Raw genomic sequence first — 19,101 nt, 5'->3', positions numbered from 1 at the left:
TTCTTTGCTAATTGTCAGAAAATAAAGTATGGGCATGGAAAGAAGTGGACATAATGCGTTTATATAAGTAGAACGTATAAAGAGGTGTCGACTTTGTTTAAATGTCCAAACTGTAAAAGTATTGACGTTGGCAAAATTGGTGTAAATCAGTATTACTGCTGGAATTGTTTTATTGAAATGACTATTTCAAAAGGACAAATTAATACTCACCAAGTAGAAGAAGATGGAACATTGAGCTCGCTTGATGATTTGTTCTCAGACGACGAGCGCACAATCAATTTCTAATTCTTTTTTACCGGGAGGAAGAGCAATGGGCAGAATCATTCCGTCAGTAGTCGCTTTCGGTCTTGGAGCTTATGCATTTAAAATGGCAGATGATCGAGAGATGTTTACAAAAAGAAATATGAAAAAAATGCGTAAACGTATGATGAAAGCTATTCACTAATAAAAAAAGCACTATTGCACTTAGCTGCAATAGTGCTTTTTTGCAGGCAGAAGAGACAACTGCATGTATAAACTCCTTTCTTTATCAAAAAATAGAGGAGAGGAGGAGTTTACGTTGAAAGATAGTTCATTCAAATGGTTCTATAGATTCGGACTGCTGTTATTAGCGCTGCTGTGCATATTAGTCTTTTTTAAAGTCCAGTTTTTATGGCTTCCTGTTATTTACATGTTTTTAAAAGCACTGCTGCCTTTTTTTATTGCAGCATTCATTACATATTTACTTCATCCGCTTATTGAAAAAACGCATGATAAAGGCGTGCCTCGTCCTCTAGCTATTTTACTGATCTACATCATCTTTTTTGGAGGAATTGGGTTTGGAGCCTATAAGTCGTACCCTATTTTTGTGGAACAAGTAAAAGATTTAAACGAACAGCTGCCTCATTTTACGAATACATATAGACATTGGGTAGAATCGATTCATGATCGTACAACTTCACTTCCAAACGGTGTACATGAGAAAATTGAAGGCAGCATTGATGATGTAGAGGCTACGCTCAACGTGTGGCTTACAAAAGTGGCCGAAGGATTAAAGTCATTGATTACCTCTTTTTTGATTTTAATCATTATTCCATTTATTGTTTTTTATATGCTGAAGGATTTTTCCTCTATTAAGAAAGCAACAGCTTATGTTACGCCTAAAAAGTGGCACAAACCAGGCGAACGTTTTTTATCGGATGTGAATGAATCGCTCGGCAATTACATTAGAGGGCAGTTTTTTGTTTGTCTCATTATTGGTGTGATTGCCACGGCGGCACTGTGGTTCTTTCATGTACCTTATGCACTTCTTTTAGGCTTCATTATTGGCGTAACGAATATCATTCCTTATTTTGGCCCGATTATTGGTGCGGTTCCAGCAGCTATTATTGCAGCCACAATCTCGATAAAGTTGGTTATTACCATTGTCATTATAATCTTTGTGCTGCAGTTTCTAGAGGGAAATGTGCTGTCTCCGCTTATCGTAGGAAAGAGCCTTCATATTCATCCTTTGTTTATCATGCTTGCGCTCCTTTTAGGAGGAGAATTTGGAGGAGTATTGGGTCTCATTTTGGCTGTGCCAATTTTAGCAGTCATTAAAATATCTATTTTGCATATCCGCTCTTATACGCTCAAACATTGACAAAGAGCGGTTAATTTGTCATAATATCGCCATAAGAAAACGCTACATATTTTAAACACAATGATGGATCGAGTACGTTGCACACTGGTTTTTAGAGAAGGGCTTCCTTGGCTGAAAGAAGCGCTAAACAAAGAGCAGCTGAACGCTAGTCCAGAGTGCAGGCTAAAACCTGCCGTGTCAGCAACGTTAACGCTATGAAGGTGATAAATGCTTTTGGCATTTATAATCAGGGTGGTACCGCGAGTTCAACTCTCGTCCCTGCTACAGGGATGAGAGTTTTTTTGTGTGCAAATAACTAGCAATTGCTTTTGTACACAGAGAAAATAGATGCTTTTATGTCATCATTTTTTTGTCTATAAATAAGAAGAGTATTAAAGGAGGACCAATCATGAAAAAACTGACGTCAGCACAAGTTCGTCAAATGTATTTAGATTTCTTTAAAGAAAAAGGCCATGATGTAGAACCAAGCGCATCTTTAGTTCCGCATGAAGATCCATCTTTATTATGGATTAACAGTGGAGTAGCTACATTAAAAAAATATTTTGATGGTCGTGTTATTCCTCAAAATCCGCGTATTTGTAACGCACAAAAATCCATTCGTACAAACGATATCGAAAACGTAGGTAAAACGGCTCGCCATCATACGTTTTTTGAAATGCTTGGTAATTTCTCTATCGGTGATTATTTCAAAGAAGAAGCCATCCAATGGGCATGGGAATTCTTAACGAGCGATAAATGGATTGGATTCGACGCAGATAAGCTATCTGTAACAGTTCACCCTGAAGATGAAGAAGCATTTAAGATTTGGAATGAAAAAATGGGCGTGCCTAAAGAGCGCATCATTCGTTTAGAAGGTAATTTCTGGGATATAGGAGAAGGTCCGAGTGGTCCAAATACAGAGATCTTTTATGATCGCGGAGAAGCATATGGAAATGACCTAACTGATCCGGAATTATATCCAGGCGGGGAAAATGAGCGTTATTTAGAAATTTGGAACCTTGTATTTTCTCAATTTAATCACAATCCTGATGGCACGTACACGCCGCTTCCAAAGAAAAACATCGATACGGGAATGGGCTTAGAGCGTATGGTTTCTGTTATTCAAGACGTGCAAACAAACTTTGATACAGATTTGTTTATGCCAATTATTGAAGCAACAGAAAACATTTCAGGCGCTAAATATCGTACAAATGATGAGCAAGATACGGCATTTAAAGTCATTGCTGACCATATTCGTACGGTAACATTTGCTGTAGGTGATGGTGCGCTTCCTTCAAATGAAGGCCGTGGATATGTGCTGCGCCGTTTGTTACGCCGAGCAGTTCGTTATGCTAAAAAGTTAAACATTAATCGTCCGTTCATGTACGAGCTAGTGCCGGTAGTAGGTGAAATCATGGTTGATTTCTATCCGGAAGTAAAGGAAAAAACGGATTTTATCCAGCGCGTAGTAAAAAATGAAGAAGAACGTTTTCACGAAACGTTAAATGACGGACTAGCTATTTTGGCAACTGTTATTAAAAAAGAAAAAGCGCAAAACAGTGATACGGTACAAGGCGAAGATGTTTTCCGTTTATATGACACGTATGGATTCCCTGTTGAATTAACGGAAGAATATGCAGAAGATGAGAACATGAAAATTGATCATGCAGGTTTTGAACGTGAAATGGAAGCACAGCGTGAGCGTGCGCGTGCTGCTCGTCAAGATTCTAGTTCTATGCAAGTTCAAGGCGGGGTACTTGGTGAAGTAACCGTTGCAAGTGAGTTTGTTGGTTATGATAAAAATGAAGTAAAAACAGTTGTTGAAGCAATTATTGTAGACGGTGAGCTTGTTGACCGCGCTGAAGCTGGAACAGAAGCGCAAGTCATCTTAAGCCACACGCCATTCTACGCAGAAAGTGGCGGTCAAATTGCGGACCAAGGTACGATTCAAAGTGCTTCAGGAACAGCGGAAGTAAAAGACGTTCAAAAAGCGCCAAACGGCCAAAATGTCCAAACGGTAGCTGTAACAAACGGTGAGCTTGTAAAAGGCGAAACATACACGGCAACGCTTGATGAAGAAAACCGCAGTGCGATTGTGAAAAATCATACGGCAACGCATTTATTGCATCAAGCATTAAAAGATACGTTAGGAACGCATGTTAATCAAGCGGGTTCTTTAGTAACAGCGGATCGCTTGCGCTTTGACTTCTCTCACTTTGGTCAAGTGACACAGGAAGAGCTTGAGAAAATTGAACAAATCGTTAATGAAAAGATTTGGGACAGCATCTCTGTACAAATTGAAAACAAAGCAATTGACGAAGCAAAAGCGATGGGTGCAATGGCGCTATTTGGTGAGAAATACGGAGATATCGTGCGCGTAGTACAAGTAGGCGACTACAGCTTAGAATTATGTGGTGGATGTCACGTGCCAAATACATCCGTTATCGGTTTATTTAAAATTGTATCAGAATCGGGAATCGGTGCAGGTACTCGACGCATTGAAGCTGTAACTGGAAAAGCTGCCTACCAGTTAATGAACGATCAAGTAGGCTTACTAAAAGAAGCTGCGGCAAAAGTAAAATCCAACCCGCGTGATTTAGTAGGGCGCGTTGAAGGGTTACTAGAAGAAATTCGTAATCTTCAGCGTGAAAATGATTCATTATCTACAAAGCTTGGCAATATTGAAGCTGGCAATCTTGTTGACCGCGTGCAAAACATTAATGGTGTGAATGTCCTAGCAGCAAAAGTGAATGCAACGGATATGAATAACCTTCGTGCAATGGTTGACGATTTAAAACAAAAATTAGAATCCGCTGTGATCGTATTAGCTTCTCCACAAGGTGAAAAGGTAAATATCATTGCAGGTGTAACAAAAGATTTAATTGCTAAAGGCCATCATGCTGGCAAACTTGTTAAAGAAGTAGCGACGATTTGCGGCGGAGGCGGAGGCGGACGCCCTGACATGGCGCAAGCTGGAGGAAAAGACGCTAGCCAAATTGAAAAAGCACTTGGCACTGTAGAAGAATGGGTTAAATCCGTTTAATTCTCCTCTTTCTTGGTGTACAATATAAATAAGACTTAGCATAGTGCACAATGTGTTCACAAATTAAGAGAGTGAGGTGGGACCGTGAGTTCATTTGATAAAACCATGCAATTTAATTTTCAAGATGAGCCAGCTGAAACAAACGTACATGAAGTATTGTTTACGGTTTATGACGCACTGCAAGAAAAAGGCTACAACCCAATCAACCAAATCGTTGGGTATTTGTTATCAGGAGACCCTGCTTACATTCCTCGTCATAACGATGCGAGAAACACAATTCGCCAGTTAGAGCGAGACGAGCTCATTGAAGAACTTGTTAAATCTTATTTACAACAGCATCGAAAGGATTCATAAATGCGCGTATTAGGATTAGATGTAGGAACCAAAACAATTGGTGTGGCAGTTAGTGATGAAATGGGATGGACAGCGCAAGGAATTGAAACAATTAAAATTGCAGATGAGCAGATGGAGCAATCATATCCTCGTTTACAGCAGCTAATTGACGAATATTCCGTAGAGAAAATCGTAGTGGGTCTTCCTAAAAATATGAATGGTACGATTGGCCCTCGAGGCGAAGCGTGCATTGAGTTTGCTGACAACGTCAAAGAAAAACTTAACATTGAAACGATGATGTGGGACGAGCGCTTGTCGACGATGGCAGCAGAGCGAGTACTGCTGTCTGCCGATGTAAGCCGCAAGAAACGCAAAAAAGTAATCGATAAAATGGCAGCTGTTATGATTCTTCAAGGATACTTAGACAGCAAGCAGTAAGAAAAGCAGCAGGCTTTGCCTCAGCTGAAAAGTTATGAATTTCCCTTTTGCATATTCTTTTGTACGTAAAAGGGAAGTGAAATAACTGAACGGCTTGCTTTTCGCTGAAGAAAAAGTTAAGCTAAGAGCTTACAATATAAAATGAGGTGCAAACATGAGCGTAGAAGAAAATAAAATTACAATCGTCGATGAGAATGGAAATGAGCAACTATGCGAAATTTTATTCACATTTGATTCTGATCAATATAACAAATCATATGTAATTTACTATCCAATCGGAGCAGACCAAGATGATGAAGAGGAAATTGAAATTCATGCATCTGCTTTCACACCAAGTGAAGATGGTCAAGACGGTGAGCTTCAACCGATTGAAACAGAAGAAGAGTGGGACATGGTTGAGGAAATGGTTAATACATTCCTTGACGAAGAAGGTGAATAATTATAGTGAAAAAGCTGATGACAATCGTTATCAGCTTTTTTTTACATAGCGGCTGTTCTTTTTAGATATAAAAAGGTTTTTCCTTGCATTCTTAGGGCAGATTGTATGATAATGACGAAAAATAGGATAAATTGTAGTATAATAATTCCTGCGTGTGAGAGTGCATTTTAATAAAAGAATTCATTGTTTGAACGGATGAAACTAGACTTTGGGCAGACAATAACATAAATCATGGAAAAAATTTAGAAGAGGCGAGAGTTTAAGGAAGCGATACCATCTCACACCTATAGGCGATACGAATGAATCGCAATCTCATGTCTCCTCTCTGTTCATACTTATAAAAAATCAAGAAGAAAAGAGGTGAAACTGGTTGTATCTTCTTTTACAGAAGTAGATTTAACCAGGAAGCTGCTTGTCGCAACAAACATTTTTACCACCTAATCGTTCAAGAAAAAAACGAGTTATTTTTATTACAATTATCGTACTTCTTTTACTAGTTGGCGGTGCATTTTTCTATGCTCAATCCCGCTTAACGCCCGTGGATCGAAATAGCAATAAAAAAGTAAATGTGACCATTCCACAAGGTTCTTCCGTCCAATCGATTGGTACGGTATTGAAAAAAGAAGATTTAATTAAAAGTAAAAGTGCATTTCGCTATTACGTAAAATTAACCCATGTGTCTGGATTTCAAGCTGGAACGTATTTATTTTCTCCTTCCATGAGCTTAGGGGAAATGGTTGAAAAAATGGAAAAAGGCGAGGTTTCAAAACAACCTGATATTCGTGTCACGATTCCAGAAGGACGCCAGCTTGTCGAAATTGCTGATATCATTGCTAAAAATACAAAGTTTACAAAAGACGAAGTCATGAAAAAGCTAGACGATAAGGCATTCGTCAATAAAATGAAAGAAAAATATCCAGATTTAGTAACGGATGAAGTGATGCAAAAAGATATTAAACATCCGCTAGAAGGTTATTTATATCCCGTTACGTATGATTTTTATGATAAAAATGTGTCGTTAGATGAAATATTGGATAAAATGGTAGGGAAAACAAATAATGTATTAGGTCAGTACAGTGGGCAAATGGAGAAGAAAAAATTCAGTGCACATAAATTGTTAACAATGTCTTCTCTGATTGAAGAGGAAGCAACTGCAAAAGTCGACCGAGAAAAAATTGCCAGCGTCTTTTATAATCGCCTTGAAAAAAATATGCCTCTTCAAACGGATCCAACCGTCTTATATGCCTTAGGAGAGCATAAAGACCGCGTGTTCTATAAGCATTTAGAAGTGGACTCTCCTTACAATACGTATAAAGTAAAAGGGTTGCCTCCAGGACCAATTGCCAGCTCTGGTTTGATGTCAATCAAAGCTGCGTTACATCCAGCCAATACAGATTATTTATACTTCTTGGCCACACCTGAAGGAAAAGTTATTTTTACCAAAACGTTAGAAGAACATAACAAAGAAAAAGCCAAGCATATTACAGGTAAAGAAAAGCAAAATACCGAAAAATAATTGGAAATTTAAAATTGGGGAATCGCGATACTTCGCATTCCCCATCTTTTATGTTAAAATATATCGGGTTTACGTAAAAACGAAAAAAACTTATAATAGACTAGTTGTCTTACTATTTTGCAGTAATGAAACGTTATGAAAACATAATGTAAAATGTACTTCTGAGAACGGAGGAAGTGTTTTGCTTTTACAAAACGTAGAGCAGTATGTGGAAAAGCTTATTCCTAAGCGCCAAGAGCTTATTGAAGAAATGGAAGCTTATGCAAAAGAACATCACGTTCCGATTATGGAATTGATTGGTGTTGAAACGCTATTGCAAATTCTTCGTCTTCATCAGCCAAAACATATATTAGAAATTGGAACAGCGATTGCATATTCGTCTATCCGAATGACCCATGCGCTTCCAGAGGCACGAGTGGTTACGGTAGAACGAAATGAAGAGCGTTACCAAAAAGCGCAAGAATTTATTGAACGGGCGGGAAAACAAGATAAAATTGTGTCGTTGTTTGGAGATGCACTAGAGCTTAGAGATGAGATTGAACGTCATGGTCCTTATGATGCAGTTTTTATTGATGCAGCTAAAGGTCAGTATCAGCGTTTTTTTGAACATTATGAGCCGATGCTATCTTCTAAAGGAATGATTATTTCGGATAACGTACTATTTAAAGGTCATGTAGCGACCGATTTGGCCGAAGTAGAAACACGTCGACGCCGCAGCTTAATTAAAAAAATTCAGGCATACAATACGTGGCTGATGAATCATCCCGATTATTATACAACTATTCTCCCTATTGGAGACGGAATCGCGATTAGTATTAAAAGAGGTGACCAAGAATGAAAAAACCAGAACTATTAGTGACACCAACTGCAGTTTCAGAAATCGAATCATTACTACAAGCTGGAGCAACAGCTATTATGGTTGGTGAACAGCGCTACGGTTTGCGTTTAGCAGGTGAATTCAAACGTGAAGATATCGTAGAAGCTGTAAATATTTCTCATCAGCATAATGCAAAAGTCTACGTAGCGATGAACGGATTATTTCACAATGATAAAATCGCCGAACTAAATGAATATATTTTATTCTTAAAAGAAGCAAGCGTGGATGCGATTGTCTTTGGAGATCCTGCTGTATTGATGGCAGTGCGTGAAACAGCTCCAGAAATGAAGATGCACTGGAGTACTGAAACAACGGGAACAAACTGGTATTCATGTAACTACTGGGGGCGTAAAGGAGCTAAGCGTGCAGTTCTTGCTCGTGAGTTAAGCATGGATAGCATCATTGATATCAAAGAAAAAGCCGAGGTAGAAATTGAAGTTCAGGTGCATGGCATGACGTGTATGTTCCAATCAAAACGTTCACTTCTTGGCAACTACTTTGAGTATCAAGGAAAAGTCATGGAAATTGAAAATCGTAAAGTAGAAAAAGATATGTTTTTACTTGATAATGAGCGAAACAATAAGTATCCAATTTTCGAAGATGAAAATGGAACGCACATTATGAGTCCAAATGATATGTGCATTATCGATGAGCTGTCGGAAATGATTGACGCTGAAGTAGATGTATTCAAAATTGACGGCGTATTAAAGTCACCGCAATATATTTTAGAAGTAACAAAAAAATATCGTCAAGCGATTGATTTATGTGTAGATGACCGTGAAGAATACGAAAACGTTAAAGACGATTTGTTAGAAGAAATTGAAAGCTTGCAGCCAATTAACCGCCCGTTAGACACAGGGTTTTTCTTTAAAGAAACGGTATATTAAAAAGCTTGCAAAGAAAGATAAACAAAGGAGGTACAAACGATGGCTGTTCAAATCGATACTGTAGTAGAAGGTAAACGAGTTATTACTAAGAAGCCTGAGTTGTTAGCTCCAGCCGGTAACCTTGAAAAATTAAAAGTTGCCGTACACTATGGAGCAGATGCTGTGTTTATCGGAGGAAAAGAGTTTGGCCTTCGTTCAAATGCAGATAACTTTACATTTGAAGAAATGGCAGAAGGTGTTCAGTTTGCAAACAAATACGGCGCACGTATTTATGTTACAACAAACATTTTTGCTCATAATGAAAATATGGACGGACTTGAAGATTATTTAATGGGATTAGAGCGCGCTGGTGTTTCTGGAATCATCGTAGCTGATCCGTTAATTATCGAAACCTGTCGACGCGTTGCACCTAAGCTTGAAGTACATTTAAGTACGCAGCAATCACTTTCAAACTGGAAAGCCGTTCAGTTCTGGAAAGAAGAAGGATTAGAACGTGTTGTGCTTGCTCGTGAAACGGGTGCTGAAGAAATGCGCGAAATGAAAGAAAAAGTGGATATTGAAATTGAAGCTTTTATTCACGGAGCGATGTGTATTGCTTATTCAGGCCGCTGCGTGCTAAGTAACCATATGACAGCACGTGATTCAAACCGCGGAGGCTGCTGTCAATCATGCCGTTGGGACTATGATTTATTTAAAGTAGAAGACGGTAAAACGGAAACGGCTTTATTTGATGAGCAAGACGATCCGTTTGCAATGAGTCCAAAAGACTTAAATTTAATTCAATCTATCCCTCAAATGATTGAGCTGGGTATTGATAGCTTAAAAATTGAAGGACGTATGAAGTCGATTCACTATATTGCAACAGTGGTGAGCGTATATCGCAAGGTGATTGACGCATACTGTGCAGATCCTGAGAATTTTGTGATTCAAAAAGAATGGCTTGATGAGCTAGACAAATGTGCAAACCGTGATACGGCTCCTGCCTTTTTTGAAGGAGTTCCTGGAGTGGATGAGCAAATGTTTGGCGTACACGGCAAGAAAACAAAATTTGATTTTGCTGGTTTAGTATTGAATTATGATGAAGAAACAAGCATCGTGACATTGCAACAGCGTAACTATTTTAAACCGGGAGAAGAAGTGGAATTTTTCGGTCCGGAAATTAAAAACTTTACGCAAAAAATAGATAAAATTTGGGACGAAGATGGCAATGAACTAGATGCTGCGCGTCATCCGCTGCAAATTGTGAAATTTAAAGTGGACCAACCTCTATTTTCATATAACATGATGCGAAAGGGGATTTAAATATAAAATGGGGAAAAAGCCCGTTGTAATCGGTATCGCTGGTGGATCCGGTTCTGGTAAAACAACTGTAACCAAAGCTATTTATGAGTATTTTAAAGGGCATTCTATTATGCTTCTTGAGCAAGACTATTATTATAAAGATCAAAGCGATGTACCGTTTGAACAGCGTTTGCAAACAAACTACGATCATCCTTTAGCATTTGATAATGATTTGCTGATTGAACACTTGCAAAACTTATTAAATTATGAGAGCATTGACAAACCGGTATATGATTACGCAATTCATACGCGTTCTGAGAAGGTAATTAGAGAAGAACCAAAAGATGTTATTATCTTAGAAGGTATTCTTGTACTAGAAGATCAGCGCTTGCGTAATTTAATGGATATCAAGCTATACGTAGATACAGATGCGGATCTTCGTATCATTCGTCGTATGCTTCGTGATATTAAAGAACGAGAGCGTACGCTTGAGTCAGTTGTTGATCAGTACGTATCTGTCGTTCGCCCGATGCATAATCAGTTTGTTGAACCAACAAAACGTTATGCAGATATTATCATTCCTGAAGGCGGTCAAAACCACGTAGCAATTGACTTGATGGTCACTAAAATTCAAACAATTCTTGAACAAAATGCCATTTTATAATAACATAGCATAGATGCAGGAATTTTTTTGAAGACAATGCAGACATATTCTGCTAACTAAACACAAACATTATAAAGAATAGAGAAACGAGCAGCTTCTATTTTGAAGCTGTCATTTCTCTATTAACTGATTTTTCCACAGAGTGGAAAATTTTTTGTACATACAGAAATGGACTGTATACACTAGAGATTTTGAGTTCAAGAAGGAGTGAAGGGATTATGGCACAAGAAAAAGTATTTCCAATGACAGAAGAAGGAAAGCTAAAGCTAGAGCAAGAGCTAGAATATTTAAAAACAGTAAAACGTAAAGAAGTTGTAGAGCGTATCAAAATTGCCCGCAGTTTTGGAGATTTATCGGAGAACTCTGAGTACGATTCTGCAAAAGACGAGCAGGCTTTCGTAGAAGGCCGTATTACAACGCTTGAAAATATGATTCGCAATGCGAAAATTATTGAAGAAGATGTAGAAAATTCTTCTATTGTATCATTAGGTAAATCTGTAACATTTGTAGAGTTGCCAGATGGTGACGAAGAAACGTATACAATTGTAGGGAGTGCAGAAGCAGATCCGTTTGAAGGGAAAATTTCAAATGATTCGCCAATTGCTAAAAGTCTAATGGGCAAACAAATTGGAGATCAAGTAACTGTTCAAACTCCTGGTGGAGATATGTCAGTGAAAATTGTATCTGTTAAGTAAAACATATGGTTGGAAGCGTTCTACTGAATGCTCGTAAGTAAAAAAGCTGACACGCGTCAGCTTTTTTTATATGATTTTAAAAAACGGAGAGAATAGAAAAGATATGCAAGAAAGGAAAGATGAAGATGAAAGATATCGATTTTACTAAAACAGCGCTTGTTTTAATTGATTTACAAAAAGGGATTGTTCCAATTGGAGGAGACGAAATTGTGGAGAAATCTGTTCAGCTTGTGAATCGTTTCAGGGAACAAAATGGATTTATTGGCTTTGTACGAGTAGATTTTCAAGATGGAAAAGATGCATTGACGCCAGAAACGGATCAAAACCCATCTGTTCCTCAAGAAAGACCTGCAGACTGGGCGGAATTCGATCCAAGACTTAATGTTCAAGAGAATGATTACGTTGTGACAAAACGTCAGTGGGGAGCCTTTTTTGGGACAGATTTAGACCTTCAGCTTCGCCGAAGAGGAATTGATACAATTGTCCTTTGCGGAATTGCAACAAATATTGGTGTGGAAAGCACAGCTCGTGAAGCATTTCAGTATGGGTATAATCAAATTTTTATCACGGATGCCATGGCGACATTTACAAAAGAAGAGCATGAAGCAACTCTTTCTTACATCTTTCCGAAAATAGGAAAGCTAAGAACGACTCAACAATTTTTAACGGAAAATTAATAATAAAAACTTGCTGAATCAGCAAGTTTTTTTGTGAAATGAAAAAAAGAATGAATATTTCTTAAGATAATGGTTTTAAAAGTAATGGCGACGTCGACACTTGTAAAGAGTGAGGTGTAGTCATGAAAATAATTCACAAGCGAATTTATATTACTCTTATTTTTATTTTATTATTAATTAGCGGACTGGGAGCACGTCTTGTTCAACTCCAGCTTGTCAGCACAGAATCTTTTACTGACAAAAAGATTAACTTAATCGAAGGAAGCGTAAAACAGCGTACGCAGGAAATGGTGGTAGACGACGGGCGAGGGAAATTTGAAGATAAAAATGGACAGTCTTTAACATCTATCACGCATAATCGCTTAGTCCTGTTTCCATTTTTAGAAAAAATGAAGTGGCCTGTTCAGCAAGTAAGCGAAATCGTGGGAATACAACCAAAGGAACTAACGAACAGACTAGCGAATGCTAAAACACCGGTTATTATTACAAAAGAATTATCCCATGCACAAGTCGAACAAATAAATGCATTAAAGGTGCCTGGCGTATTTGGAATTCCTCTAAAAGATGAGCGTCCAGTTCCTCTTGCTGAACATTTAATCGGACTAGAGGCACAAAGCAAACAAATAATTGAAGAGAAGTACAGTGACAAATTGAAAAATGGAGCCATTAAATCAACTACGCCTGTAGGTATCTCAGGGATGCAGAGGGCTTTTGACGAGTTTTTGCTGCCTGAACAGGAGTCTAAGCTCCTTTATCATGTTGATCGCCTAGGTGGGCCTATGTTTGGCATCGATGTAAAATACACGGGCACAGCTAACCCTTATTATCCAGTCAGTGTGCGTACGACGCTTGATTTGTCTGCTCAGGAGCTAGTGGAGAATACATTAAATCATTATAAGTTAAAAGACGGAGGAGCCGTCTTAATTGATATAAAAAGCAATAAAGTAATTGCGATGGCCAGCAGGCCTTCGATTAATAAGAAAGATCCATTTAAAAAGCAAAACGGTTCAGACAGCGTAGAAAATCGTTTGCTGACGCCACAAACTCCTGGATCTATATTTAAAACCGTAACAGCAGCTGCAGCGCTTGAGCAAAATAAAATTCAGCCTTCTTTGACCTATAACTGCGATAAAAGTATTTATGGCAATAATGTAGAAGAAGATCATCAAAAAGGGCAGCTGACGTTTGAAGAAAGCTTCGCGCAAAGTTGTAATGCAACGTTTGCCCAGCTAGCAAAAGAAATGATAATATCTAATCCGAATATCCTTGAACAATATGCTGATAAGTTAGGACTTATTCAGCCTGTAGGATGGACGGGTGATGTGTTTCACTTTGAACATTTTAAGCAGTTTTTAGGAGAGAAGTCGGGAAGAGTTTGGACAAATGCAAGAGAAAAAAAAGTACCAAATGCTGTAGCTCAAACGGCAATTGGACAGCTTGATGTAAAAGTGACTCCGCTTGCAGTAGCAAATATGATGGCGACAATTGCACGCGGAGGAGAAAAGAAACAGGTAAAAGCTGTAGATGCGCTAGAGTACAAAAACAACACGTCATTGTATACGTTTAAAGAGCATGAGCTAAAAGGAGATACCATTAATAAAGCCACAGCTGCTTCTATGCAGCAGCTTTTAAAAAGTGTCGTACAGAGCGAAAAAGGAACAGGAAGAAGATTTCAAACGCTTCCTTATGAAGTGGCAGGAAAGTCAGGAACTGCTGAAATCAATGTGAAAGACGATATCGTCAATAAATGGTTTGCGGGTTACTTTCCTGCAGATGATCCAAAATATGCAATGGTAGTAGTGGATTTAAATACAAAAAGTGCGATATCTCCCACAAACAGCGTATTTTATGATATTGTTAAAGGGATGTATGACTTAAATACACGTTAAAACAAGAAGAATTTGTAAAAAATATTACAAATATACTTCAAATAAATTTTGATGCTTCATGTATAAGAAAACACATGTTAGAATAAAGCATTATAAAAGTTGGAGGAAATTGTAGCAATGAATAACAATCGTTCTTCAAGACACGAAAACAAAGAAAAAAAAGTAAACCGATTATATAATCTGTTAATTGCTGTCGTAGCAGTTTTAATTGTATTTGTCGGTGGTACGATGATTCTTGGAAACAAGGATAAATCGGATAACCAAGCGGAAACAACTCAAAACAATCCGCAAACAAATGACCAAAAAACGGACAAGACGGCTAAAAAAGACGATGATTCTTCGAAAGATGATCAAGCGACAGATGATCAAGCAACGGACGATCAAAGTTCTGAAGATGACCAAAGCTCTGAAGATGATCAAGCAACAGATGAAGAATCAAACGACTCAGATTCACAGGCTGAAGTAGAGAAAAATCCAGAGCCTGGTGTGGCAGAACGCAAGGTAGATCCTTCATGGGATTCAGTAGGTACGTCACAAGATGCACCTGCAGCAACATATAAAAAAGGATCAACGGATTGGAACGAAATGCTAAAAGCTGTAGGCGAAGGGTCAGGCATTAGCCCAAGCAATATGACGGTATGGCGTTTAGGGAATAACGGTGGCGTAGGTAAAGCCGTAGCTACGGTTAGTCCTAAAGGCAACTCATCAACAAAGTACCGCGTTCAGATTGAATGGGTAGATGGAGAAGGCTGGAAGCCCGCAGTAGTGGATAAGCTTCAATAAGAAAAGCAGCGCGCTAGCGCTGCTTTTTTAATTTGAAATGAACAACTGCAGAGTAAAGCTTTTTACCTTGTTCATAATCCACAGACATTTGGTGAGATATGCTATGCACCTCAAGCAAAATCGCTTTATTTTGGTCTATTTTTTCCGCAATTTGTTTTTCAAGCATTTTAACGTCAGGCGCTTCAAAAAATTCTATTTTATCTTCAATCATTTCAAATTCAAAATTCATCTTACGACCTCCTTACCTCATTACTATAGTATAGCAAATAGAAAGTTAAAAGCTTAAAATATTTGTAAATGAAGAACAAAAGATAGCTAAAAACATACTATATCCATAAGAATTATTAGTTATAAGGAGGCGTTTTTATGGGTCTAGAGTTTTTAGATATCTTTGAAAAGTGGGCGAATGAGTATGATGCATCGGTAAGCGGGAAAGATGAACAGTATAGAGAAGTGTTTCGCAATTATAATGAAATCTTAGAATATGTAGCAGACCGTTCAATAGGGCATGTGATAGAATTTGGAACAGGGACTGGAAACTTAACAAAAAAACTGTTAGAAAAAAAACTGACTGTAGTAGGAATTGAACCTTCAGTACCAATGAGACAATTGGCACACCAGAAATTAGGGGCAGATGTTTTAGTTACACCAGGAGACTTTTTACAATTTGATACATCATTGTTTCCAGCAGAGAGCTTAGTTAGTACGTATGCTTTTCATCATTTAACAGATAAAGAAAAAGAAGAAGCTGTGATAAACTATGGAAAGTTACTTCAAACCGGTGGTAAAATAGTGTTTGCTGATACAATGTTTGAAACAGCAGATTCATTTGCTGATACCATTGTTCAGGCAAAACAAAAAGGATATACGCAACTAGCAGAAGATCTCGAGAGGGAATACTATACAACGATTCCCGTCTTAAAGCAAATCTTTGAAAGCAATGGTTTTCACATAACCTTTACACAATTTAATCACTTTGTGTGGGTATTGGAGGCAACGAAACAATAGTAGAAAGAGGTTTTAAAATGAAAGTAGCAATCATTGGAGCAATGGAAGAAGAAGTGACGATTTTACGCGATAAAATTGAGAATCGTCAAGAAACAGTAATCGCAGGATGTGAATACTCGACAGGAACAATCAGCGGCGTGGAGGTTGTATTATTAAAATCAGGTATTGGAAAAGTAAATGCTGCGCTATCTACAGCCATCTTACTAGAGAAGTTCAAACCTGATTACGTTATTAACACAGGATCAGCAGGCGGCTTTCATCCAGAGTTAAACGTAGGGGATGCGGTCATTTCAACAGAAGTTCGTCATCATGATGTAGATGTAACGGTATTCAACTATGAATACGGTCAAGTGCCAAACTTGCCTGCAGCTTTTAAAGCAGATGAAAAACTAGTTCGTCTTGCTGAAGAAAGCGCTCTTGAAGTAACGGATATGAAAATTGTAAAAGGACTAATTGCTACAGGAGATTCGTTCATGAACGATCCTGTGCGCGTAGAGTTTGTTCGCTCTAAGTTTCCAGACCTGTATGCAGCTGAAATGGAAGCGGCGGCTGTTGCTCAAGTATGCTATCAATTTGGCGTGCCGTTTGTTATTCTTCGTGCTCTTTCTGACATCGCCGGCAAAGAATCAAATGTTTCTTTTGAGCAATTTTTAGAAAAAGCGGCTGTTAATTCAACGAAATTAGTATTGAATTTTATTACAAAATTAAAATAAGCTGTTCGTAAAATATAGAGTTTGTTTTCGTCTACACTCTGCATCGTTTGTCATAACATGGGGTGTAGACTATATTTTTATCTTAATTCCTACTTTATTTATAGGTTAAGTTATATTATTTCGATAGCGAGGTGTTCAAGATTATGAAGGTAGTCAAAAACGTTCATGAATTGATTGGAAACACACCTATGATTGAGATTACACAATTTGATTTACCTAGGGAAATCAGGATATTTGCCAAACTGGAATATGTTAATCCAGGAGGAAGTGTAAAAGATCGTTTAGGAAAAGAACTGCTGCAAGAAGCTCTTGGCTCTGGAAGACTGAAGCGAGGGGGAACGGTGGTTGAGCCTACTGCTGGGAATACGGGGATCGGGCTCGCTTTAGCTGCTCTTCAGCACGACATAAACGTCATACTTTGTGTTCCAGAAAAATTCAGTATTGAAAAACAGCAGCTTATGAAGGCTTTGGGGGCAACGGTGGTTCAAACGCCTACTGAAGCTGGTATGAAAGGTGCTATAAACAAGGCTCAAGAGCTGCTGCGTGAAATACCTGGTTCTTATTGCCCTCAGCAGTTTGCTAATCCGGCCAACCCTATGACTTATTACAAAACCTTAGGGCCAGAAATATATGAACAGCTTGATGGAAAAGTTGACGTGTTTGTAGCTGGGGCAGGTACAGGGGGAACATTTATGGGTACAGCGAAATTTTTGAAAGAAAAAAATCCTTCTCTAAAAACAGTCATTGTGGAGCCAGAAGGTTCAATTTTAAACGGAGGGAAATCCGGCCCTCACTTAACTGAAGGAATTGGAATGGAGTTCATCCCTGATTATATGGAGCAGTCTTATTTTAATGCTATTCATACTGTTGAAGATGTTTATGCTTTTCAAAGAGTGAAAGAGCTGGCTTTAAAAGAGGGGTTACTAGTAGGGAGCTCTTCAGGAGCAGCCTTCGAAGCAGCCCTGATCGAAGCAAAAAATGCAGAAAAAGGGGCTCATATCGTCACGATTTTTCCGGATAGCAGCGAACGGTACTTAAGTAAAAATATTTACAGTGGAGGAAGATAAGATGAAACGCAAAACACAGTTGATTCATGGTGGAATCGTTGGCGATGAACAGACGGGTGCTGTCTCTGTTCCTATTTATCAAGTGAGTACTTATAAACAAGAGGGAGCAGGAAAACATACGGGATATGAGTATTCGAGAACCGGTAACCCTACACGGCATGCCTTAGAAGAACTTATCAAAGAAATTGAAGGAGGGTATGCTGGGTTTGCGTTTGGATCTGGTATGGCCGCTACTACTGCCGTGTTCATGCTGTTTAACAGCGGAGATCATGTGTTAATTACAGATGACGTATACGGAGGAACGTATCGAGTGATCACAAAGGTACTAAGCCGTATCGGCATTGAGGCTACTTTTATTGATACAAGCGATATCGAAAATATCGAGAAAGAAATTCGCCCTAACACAAAAGGCATTTTTATTGAAACTCCAACGAATCCTCTTCTAAAAATTACTGACTTGCAGCATGCTTCTTCAGTAGCTAAACAACACCATTTACTTACCATCGTTGACAACACATTTAGTACGCCGTATTGGCAAAATCCTATCGAAAAAGGCGCAGATATTGTTCTGCACAGTGCAACTAAGTATTTAGGGGGACACAGTGACGTTGTAGCAGGGCTAGCAGTGGTGAATTCGCCTAAATTAGCTGAAGACCTTCATTTTATTCAAAATGCGACTGGAGGCATTTTAGGACCTCAAGATTCTTGGCTTTTAATGAGAGGGATTAAAACATTAGGAATACGAATGGAAGAACATGAATTCAATACGGGGAAAATAGTAGAATTTTTACTTGCTCATCCTGCTGTTACAAAAGTATATTATCCAGGATTAAAAACCCACCCAAACCACCTCATTGCTAAAAAGCAGGCAAGAGGTTTTGGGGGAATGGTTTCGTTTGATGTGGGAAGCGAAGAGAAAGCGGAAGAAGTACTGAGCAAAGTGAAGTATTTTACATTAGCAGAAAGTTTAGGAGCCATCGAAAGCCTCATTTCCATTCCTTCTAAAATGACTCATGCTTCTATACCGAGCGACCGACGTAAAGAGCTAGGAATTACAGATGGATTAATTCGTATTTCTGTAGGCCTTGAAGATGTAGAAGATTTAATTGAAGACTTAGAAAGAGCATTGGAATAAAGGTGGTAAAAATAGGATTTTCATAGACCTATAGATCTATGATAGAGTAGAGTTAT

Annotated in this window: 21 protein-coding genes; 20 read left to right on the top strand and 1 reads right to left on the bottom strand. The window is 38.4% G+C overall.

Features of this window, described 5'->3' with window-relative positions; translation table 11 throughout:
• Window positions 1-93 precede the first annotated feature (93 nt).
• The 16 genes from MMB68_RS04335 (at window position 94) to MMB68_RS04260 (ending at window position 15,122) form a co-directional block, all read left to right on the top strand.
• The gene (locus tag MMB68_RS04335) at window positions 94-285 is read left to right on the top strand and encodes a hypothetical protein (protein WP_013059292.1); all 192 of its coding nucleotides are present in this window, start codon (window positions 94-96) and stop codon (window positions 283-285) included.
• Between the two features lie 25 nt (window positions 286-310).
• On the top strand, window positions 311-445 hold the full coding sequence (locus tag MMB68_RS04330) for a YrzQ family protein (RefSeq protein WP_013059291.1): 135 nt from the start codon (window positions 311-313) through the stop codon (window positions 443-445).
• Between the two features lie 114 nt (window positions 446-559).
• Window positions 560-1,621: an AI-2E family transporter gene (locus tag MMB68_RS04325; RefSeq protein WP_013059290.1), complete on the top strand. Its 1,062-nt coding sequence runs from the start codon at window positions 560-562 to the stop codon at window positions 1,619-1,621.
• Between the two features lie 388 nt (window positions 1,622-2,009).
• Complete coding sequence (alaS, locus tag MMB68_RS04320; protein WP_264408582.1) at window positions 2,010-4,643, top strand: alanine--tRNA ligase; 2,634 nt, start codon at window positions 2,010-2,012, stop codon at window positions 4,641-4,643.
• Between the two features lie 84 nt (window positions 4,644-4,727).
• On the top strand, window positions 4,728-4,997 hold the full coding sequence (locus MMB68_RS04315) for an IreB family regulatory phosphoprotein (RefSeq protein ID WP_013059287.1): 270 nt from the start codon (window positions 4,728-4,730) through the stop codon (window positions 4,995-4,997).
• Window positions 4,998-5,414 (top strand): Holliday junction resolvase RuvX, encoded by a 417-nt coding sequence (gene ruvX / locus MMB68_RS04310; RefSeq protein ID WP_013059286.1) that lies wholly within the window; start codon window positions 4,998-5,000, stop codon window positions 5,412-5,414.
• A gap of 154 nt (window positions 5,415-5,568) precedes the next feature.
• Window positions 5,569-5,853: a DUF1292 domain-containing protein gene (locus tag MMB68_RS04305; RefSeq protein WP_013059285.1), complete on the top strand. Its 285-nt coding sequence runs from the start codon at window positions 5,569-5,571 to the stop codon at window positions 5,851-5,853.
• A gap of 412 nt (window positions 5,854-6,265) precedes the next feature.
• The gene (mltG, locus tag MMB68_RS04300; RefSeq protein ID WP_063248491.1) at window positions 6,266-7,369 is read left to right on the top strand and encodes an endolytic transglycosylase MltG; all 1,104 of its coding nucleotides are present in this window, start codon (window positions 6,266-6,268) and stop codon (window positions 7,367-7,369) included.
• A 181-nt stretch (window positions 7,370-7,550) separates the two neighbouring features.
• The gene (locus MMB68_RS04295; RefSeq protein WP_013059283.1) at window positions 7,551-8,207 is read left to right on the top strand and encodes an O-methyltransferase; all 657 of its coding nucleotides are present in this window, start codon (window positions 7,551-7,553) and stop codon (window positions 8,205-8,207) included.
• Window positions 8,204-9,133: a peptidase U32 family protein gene (locus tag MMB68_RS04290; RefSeq protein WP_028410597.1), complete on the top strand. Its 930-nt coding sequence runs from the start codon at window positions 8,204-8,206 to the stop codon at window positions 9,131-9,133. The genes MMB68_RS04295 and MMB68_RS04290 overlap by 4 nt, the downstream gene beginning before the upstream one ends.
• A gap of 39 nt (window positions 9,134-9,172) precedes the next feature.
• On the top strand, window positions 9,173-10,435 hold the full coding sequence (locus MMB68_RS04285) for a peptidase U32 family protein (protein WP_013059281.1): 1,263 nt from the start codon (window positions 9,173-9,175) through the stop codon (window positions 10,433-10,435).
• Window positions 10,436-10,442: 7 nt separating this feature from the next.
• Entirely contained in the window at window positions 10,443-11,078 is a 636-nt protein-coding gene (gene udk / locus MMB68_RS04280) for a uridine kinase (protein ID WP_013059280.1), read from the top strand.
• A gap of 218 nt (window positions 11,079-11,296) precedes the next feature.
• On the top strand, window positions 11,297-11,773 hold the full coding sequence (gene greA / locus MMB68_RS04275; protein WP_013059279.1) for a transcription elongation factor GreA: 477 nt from the start codon (window positions 11,297-11,299) through the stop codon (window positions 11,771-11,773).
• A gap of 119 nt (window positions 11,774-11,892) precedes the next feature.
• Window positions 11,893-12,450 (top strand): isochorismatase family protein, encoded by a 558-nt coding sequence (locus MMB68_RS04270; RefSeq protein ID WP_481861937.1) that lies wholly within the window; start codon window positions 11,893-11,895, stop codon window positions 12,448-12,450.
• Between the two features lie 122 nt (window positions 12,451-12,572).
• Window positions 12,573-14,339: a peptidoglycan D,D-transpeptidase FtsI family protein gene (locus MMB68_RS04265; protein ID WP_277548270.1), complete on the top strand. Its 1,767-nt coding sequence runs from the start codon at window positions 12,573-12,575 to the stop codon at window positions 14,337-14,339.
• A gap of 117 nt (window positions 14,340-14,456) precedes the next feature.
• Window positions 14,457-15,122, top strand: coding sequence for a YrrS family protein (locus MMB68_RS04260; RefSeq protein WP_013059276.1), 666 nt, complete (start codon window positions 14,457-14,459; stop codon window positions 15,120-15,122).
• A 13-nt stretch (window positions 15,123-15,135) separates the two neighbouring features.
• Here MMB68_RS04260 and MMB68_RS04255 read toward each other — a convergent pair whose 3' ends face one another.
• The gene (locus MMB68_RS04255) at window positions 15,136-15,351 is read right to left on the bottom strand and encodes a DUF2536 family protein (RefSeq protein WP_221784608.1); all 216 of its coding nucleotides are present in this window, start codon (window positions 15,349-15,351) and stop codon (window positions 15,136-15,138) included.
• A 137-nt stretch (window positions 15,352-15,488) separates the two neighbouring features.
• Between MMB68_RS04255 and MMB68_RS04250 the strand changes: the two genes are divergently transcribed.
• From MMB68_RS04250 to MMB68_RS04235, 4 genes are all read left to right on the top strand, one after another.
• Window positions 15,489-16,130: a class I SAM-dependent methyltransferase gene (locus MMB68_RS04250; RefSeq protein ID WP_115654934.1), complete on the top strand. Its 642-nt coding sequence runs from the start codon at window positions 15,489-15,491 to the stop codon at window positions 16,128-16,130.
• A 17-nt stretch (window positions 16,131-16,147) separates the two neighbouring features.
• Entirely contained in the window at window positions 16,148-16,843 is a 696-nt protein-coding gene (mtnN, locus tag MMB68_RS04245) for a 5'-methylthioadenosine/S-adenosylhomocysteine nucleosidase (RefSeq protein WP_028411671.1), read from the top strand.
• A gap of 143 nt (window positions 16,844-16,986) precedes the next feature.
• Window positions 16,987-17,910, top strand: coding sequence for a PLP-dependent cysteine synthase family protein (locus MMB68_RS04240; protein ID WP_221784607.1), 924 nt, complete (start codon window positions 16,987-16,989; stop codon window positions 17,908-17,910).
• Window position 17,911: 1 nt separating this feature from the next.
• The gene (locus tag MMB68_RS04235) at window positions 17,912-19,045 is read left to right on the top strand and encodes a bifunctional cystathionine gamma-lyase/homocysteine desulfhydrase (RefSeq protein WP_264408580.1); all 1,134 of its coding nucleotides are present in this window, start codon (window positions 17,912-17,914) and stop codon (window positions 19,043-19,045) included.
• Window positions 19,046-19,101: the final 56 nt, after the last annotated feature.

Source organism: Priestia sp. Y58 (assembly GCF_029522095.1).
In the GTDB taxonomy this organism is placed as follows: Bacteria; Bacillota; Bacilli; order Bacillales; family Bacillaceae_H; genus Priestia; species Priestia megaterium_E.
This window is presented reverse-complemented; position numbering and strand designations above follow the sequence as displayed.

What these genes read in the sequence shown, in the direction of transcription:
- MMB68_RS04330 (WP_013059291.1), top strand. Translation starts at nt 311, where the DNA reads ATGGGCAGAATCATTCCGTCAGTAGTCGCTTTCGGTCTTGGAGCTTAT.
- alaS (WP_264408582.1), top strand. Translation starts at nt 2,010, where the DNA reads ATGAAAAAACTGACGTCAGCACAAGTTCGTCAAATGTATTTAGATTTC.
- ruvX (WP_013059286.1), top strand. Translation starts at nt 4,998, where the DNA reads ATGCGCGTATTAGGATTAGATGTAGGAACCAAAACAATTGGTGTGGCA.
- MMB68_RS04305 (WP_013059285.1), top strand. Translation starts at nt 5,569, where the DNA reads ATGAGCGTAGAAGAAAATAAAATTACAATCGTCGATGAGAATGGAAAT.
- MMB68_RS04290 (WP_028410597.1), top strand. Translation starts at nt 8,204, where the DNA reads ATGAAAAAACCAGAACTATTAGTGACACCAACTGCAGTTTCAGAAATC.
- MMB68_RS04285 (WP_013059281.1), top strand. Translation starts at nt 9,173, where the DNA reads ATGGCTGTTCAAATCGATACTGTAGTAGAAGGTAAACGAGTTATTACT.
- udk (WP_013059280.1), top strand. Translation starts at nt 10,443, where the DNA reads ATGGGGAAAAAGCCCGTTGTAATCGGTATCGCTGGTGGATCCGGTTCT.
- greA (WP_013059279.1), top strand. Translation starts at nt 11,297, where the DNA reads ATGGCACAAGAAAAAGTATTTCCAATGACAGAAGAAGGAAAGCTAAAG.
- MMB68_RS04270 (WP_481861937.1), top strand. Translation starts at nt 11,893, where the DNA reads ATGAAGATGAAAGATATCGATTTTACTAAAACAGCGCTTGTTTTAATT.
- MMB68_RS04265 (WP_277548270.1), top strand. Translation starts at nt 12,573, where the DNA reads ATGAAAATAATTCACAAGCGAATTTATATTACTCTTATTTTTATTTTA.
- MMB68_RS04260 (WP_013059276.1), top strand. Translation starts at nt 14,457, where the DNA reads ATGAATAACAATCGTTCTTCAAGACACGAAAACAAAGAAAAAAAAGTA.
- MMB68_RS04255 (WP_221784608.1), bottom strand. Translation starts at nt 15,351, where the DNA reads ATGAATTTTGAATTTGAAATGATTGAAGATAAAATAGAATTTTTTGAA.
- MMB68_RS04250 (WP_115654934.1), top strand. Translation starts at nt 15,489, where the DNA reads ATGGGTCTAGAGTTTTTAGATATCTTTGAAAAGTGGGCGAATGAGTAT.
- mtnN (WP_028411671.1), top strand. Translation starts at nt 16,148, where the DNA reads ATGAAAGTAGCAATCATTGGAGCAATGGAAGAAGAAGTGACGATTTTA.
- MMB68_RS04240 (WP_221784607.1), top strand. Translation starts at nt 16,987, where the DNA reads ATGAAGGTAGTCAAAAACGTTCATGAATTGATTGGAAACACACCTATG.
- MMB68_RS04235 (WP_264408580.1), top strand. Translation starts at nt 17,912, where the DNA reads ATGAAACGCAAAACACAGTTGATTCATGGTGGAATCGTTGGCGATGAA.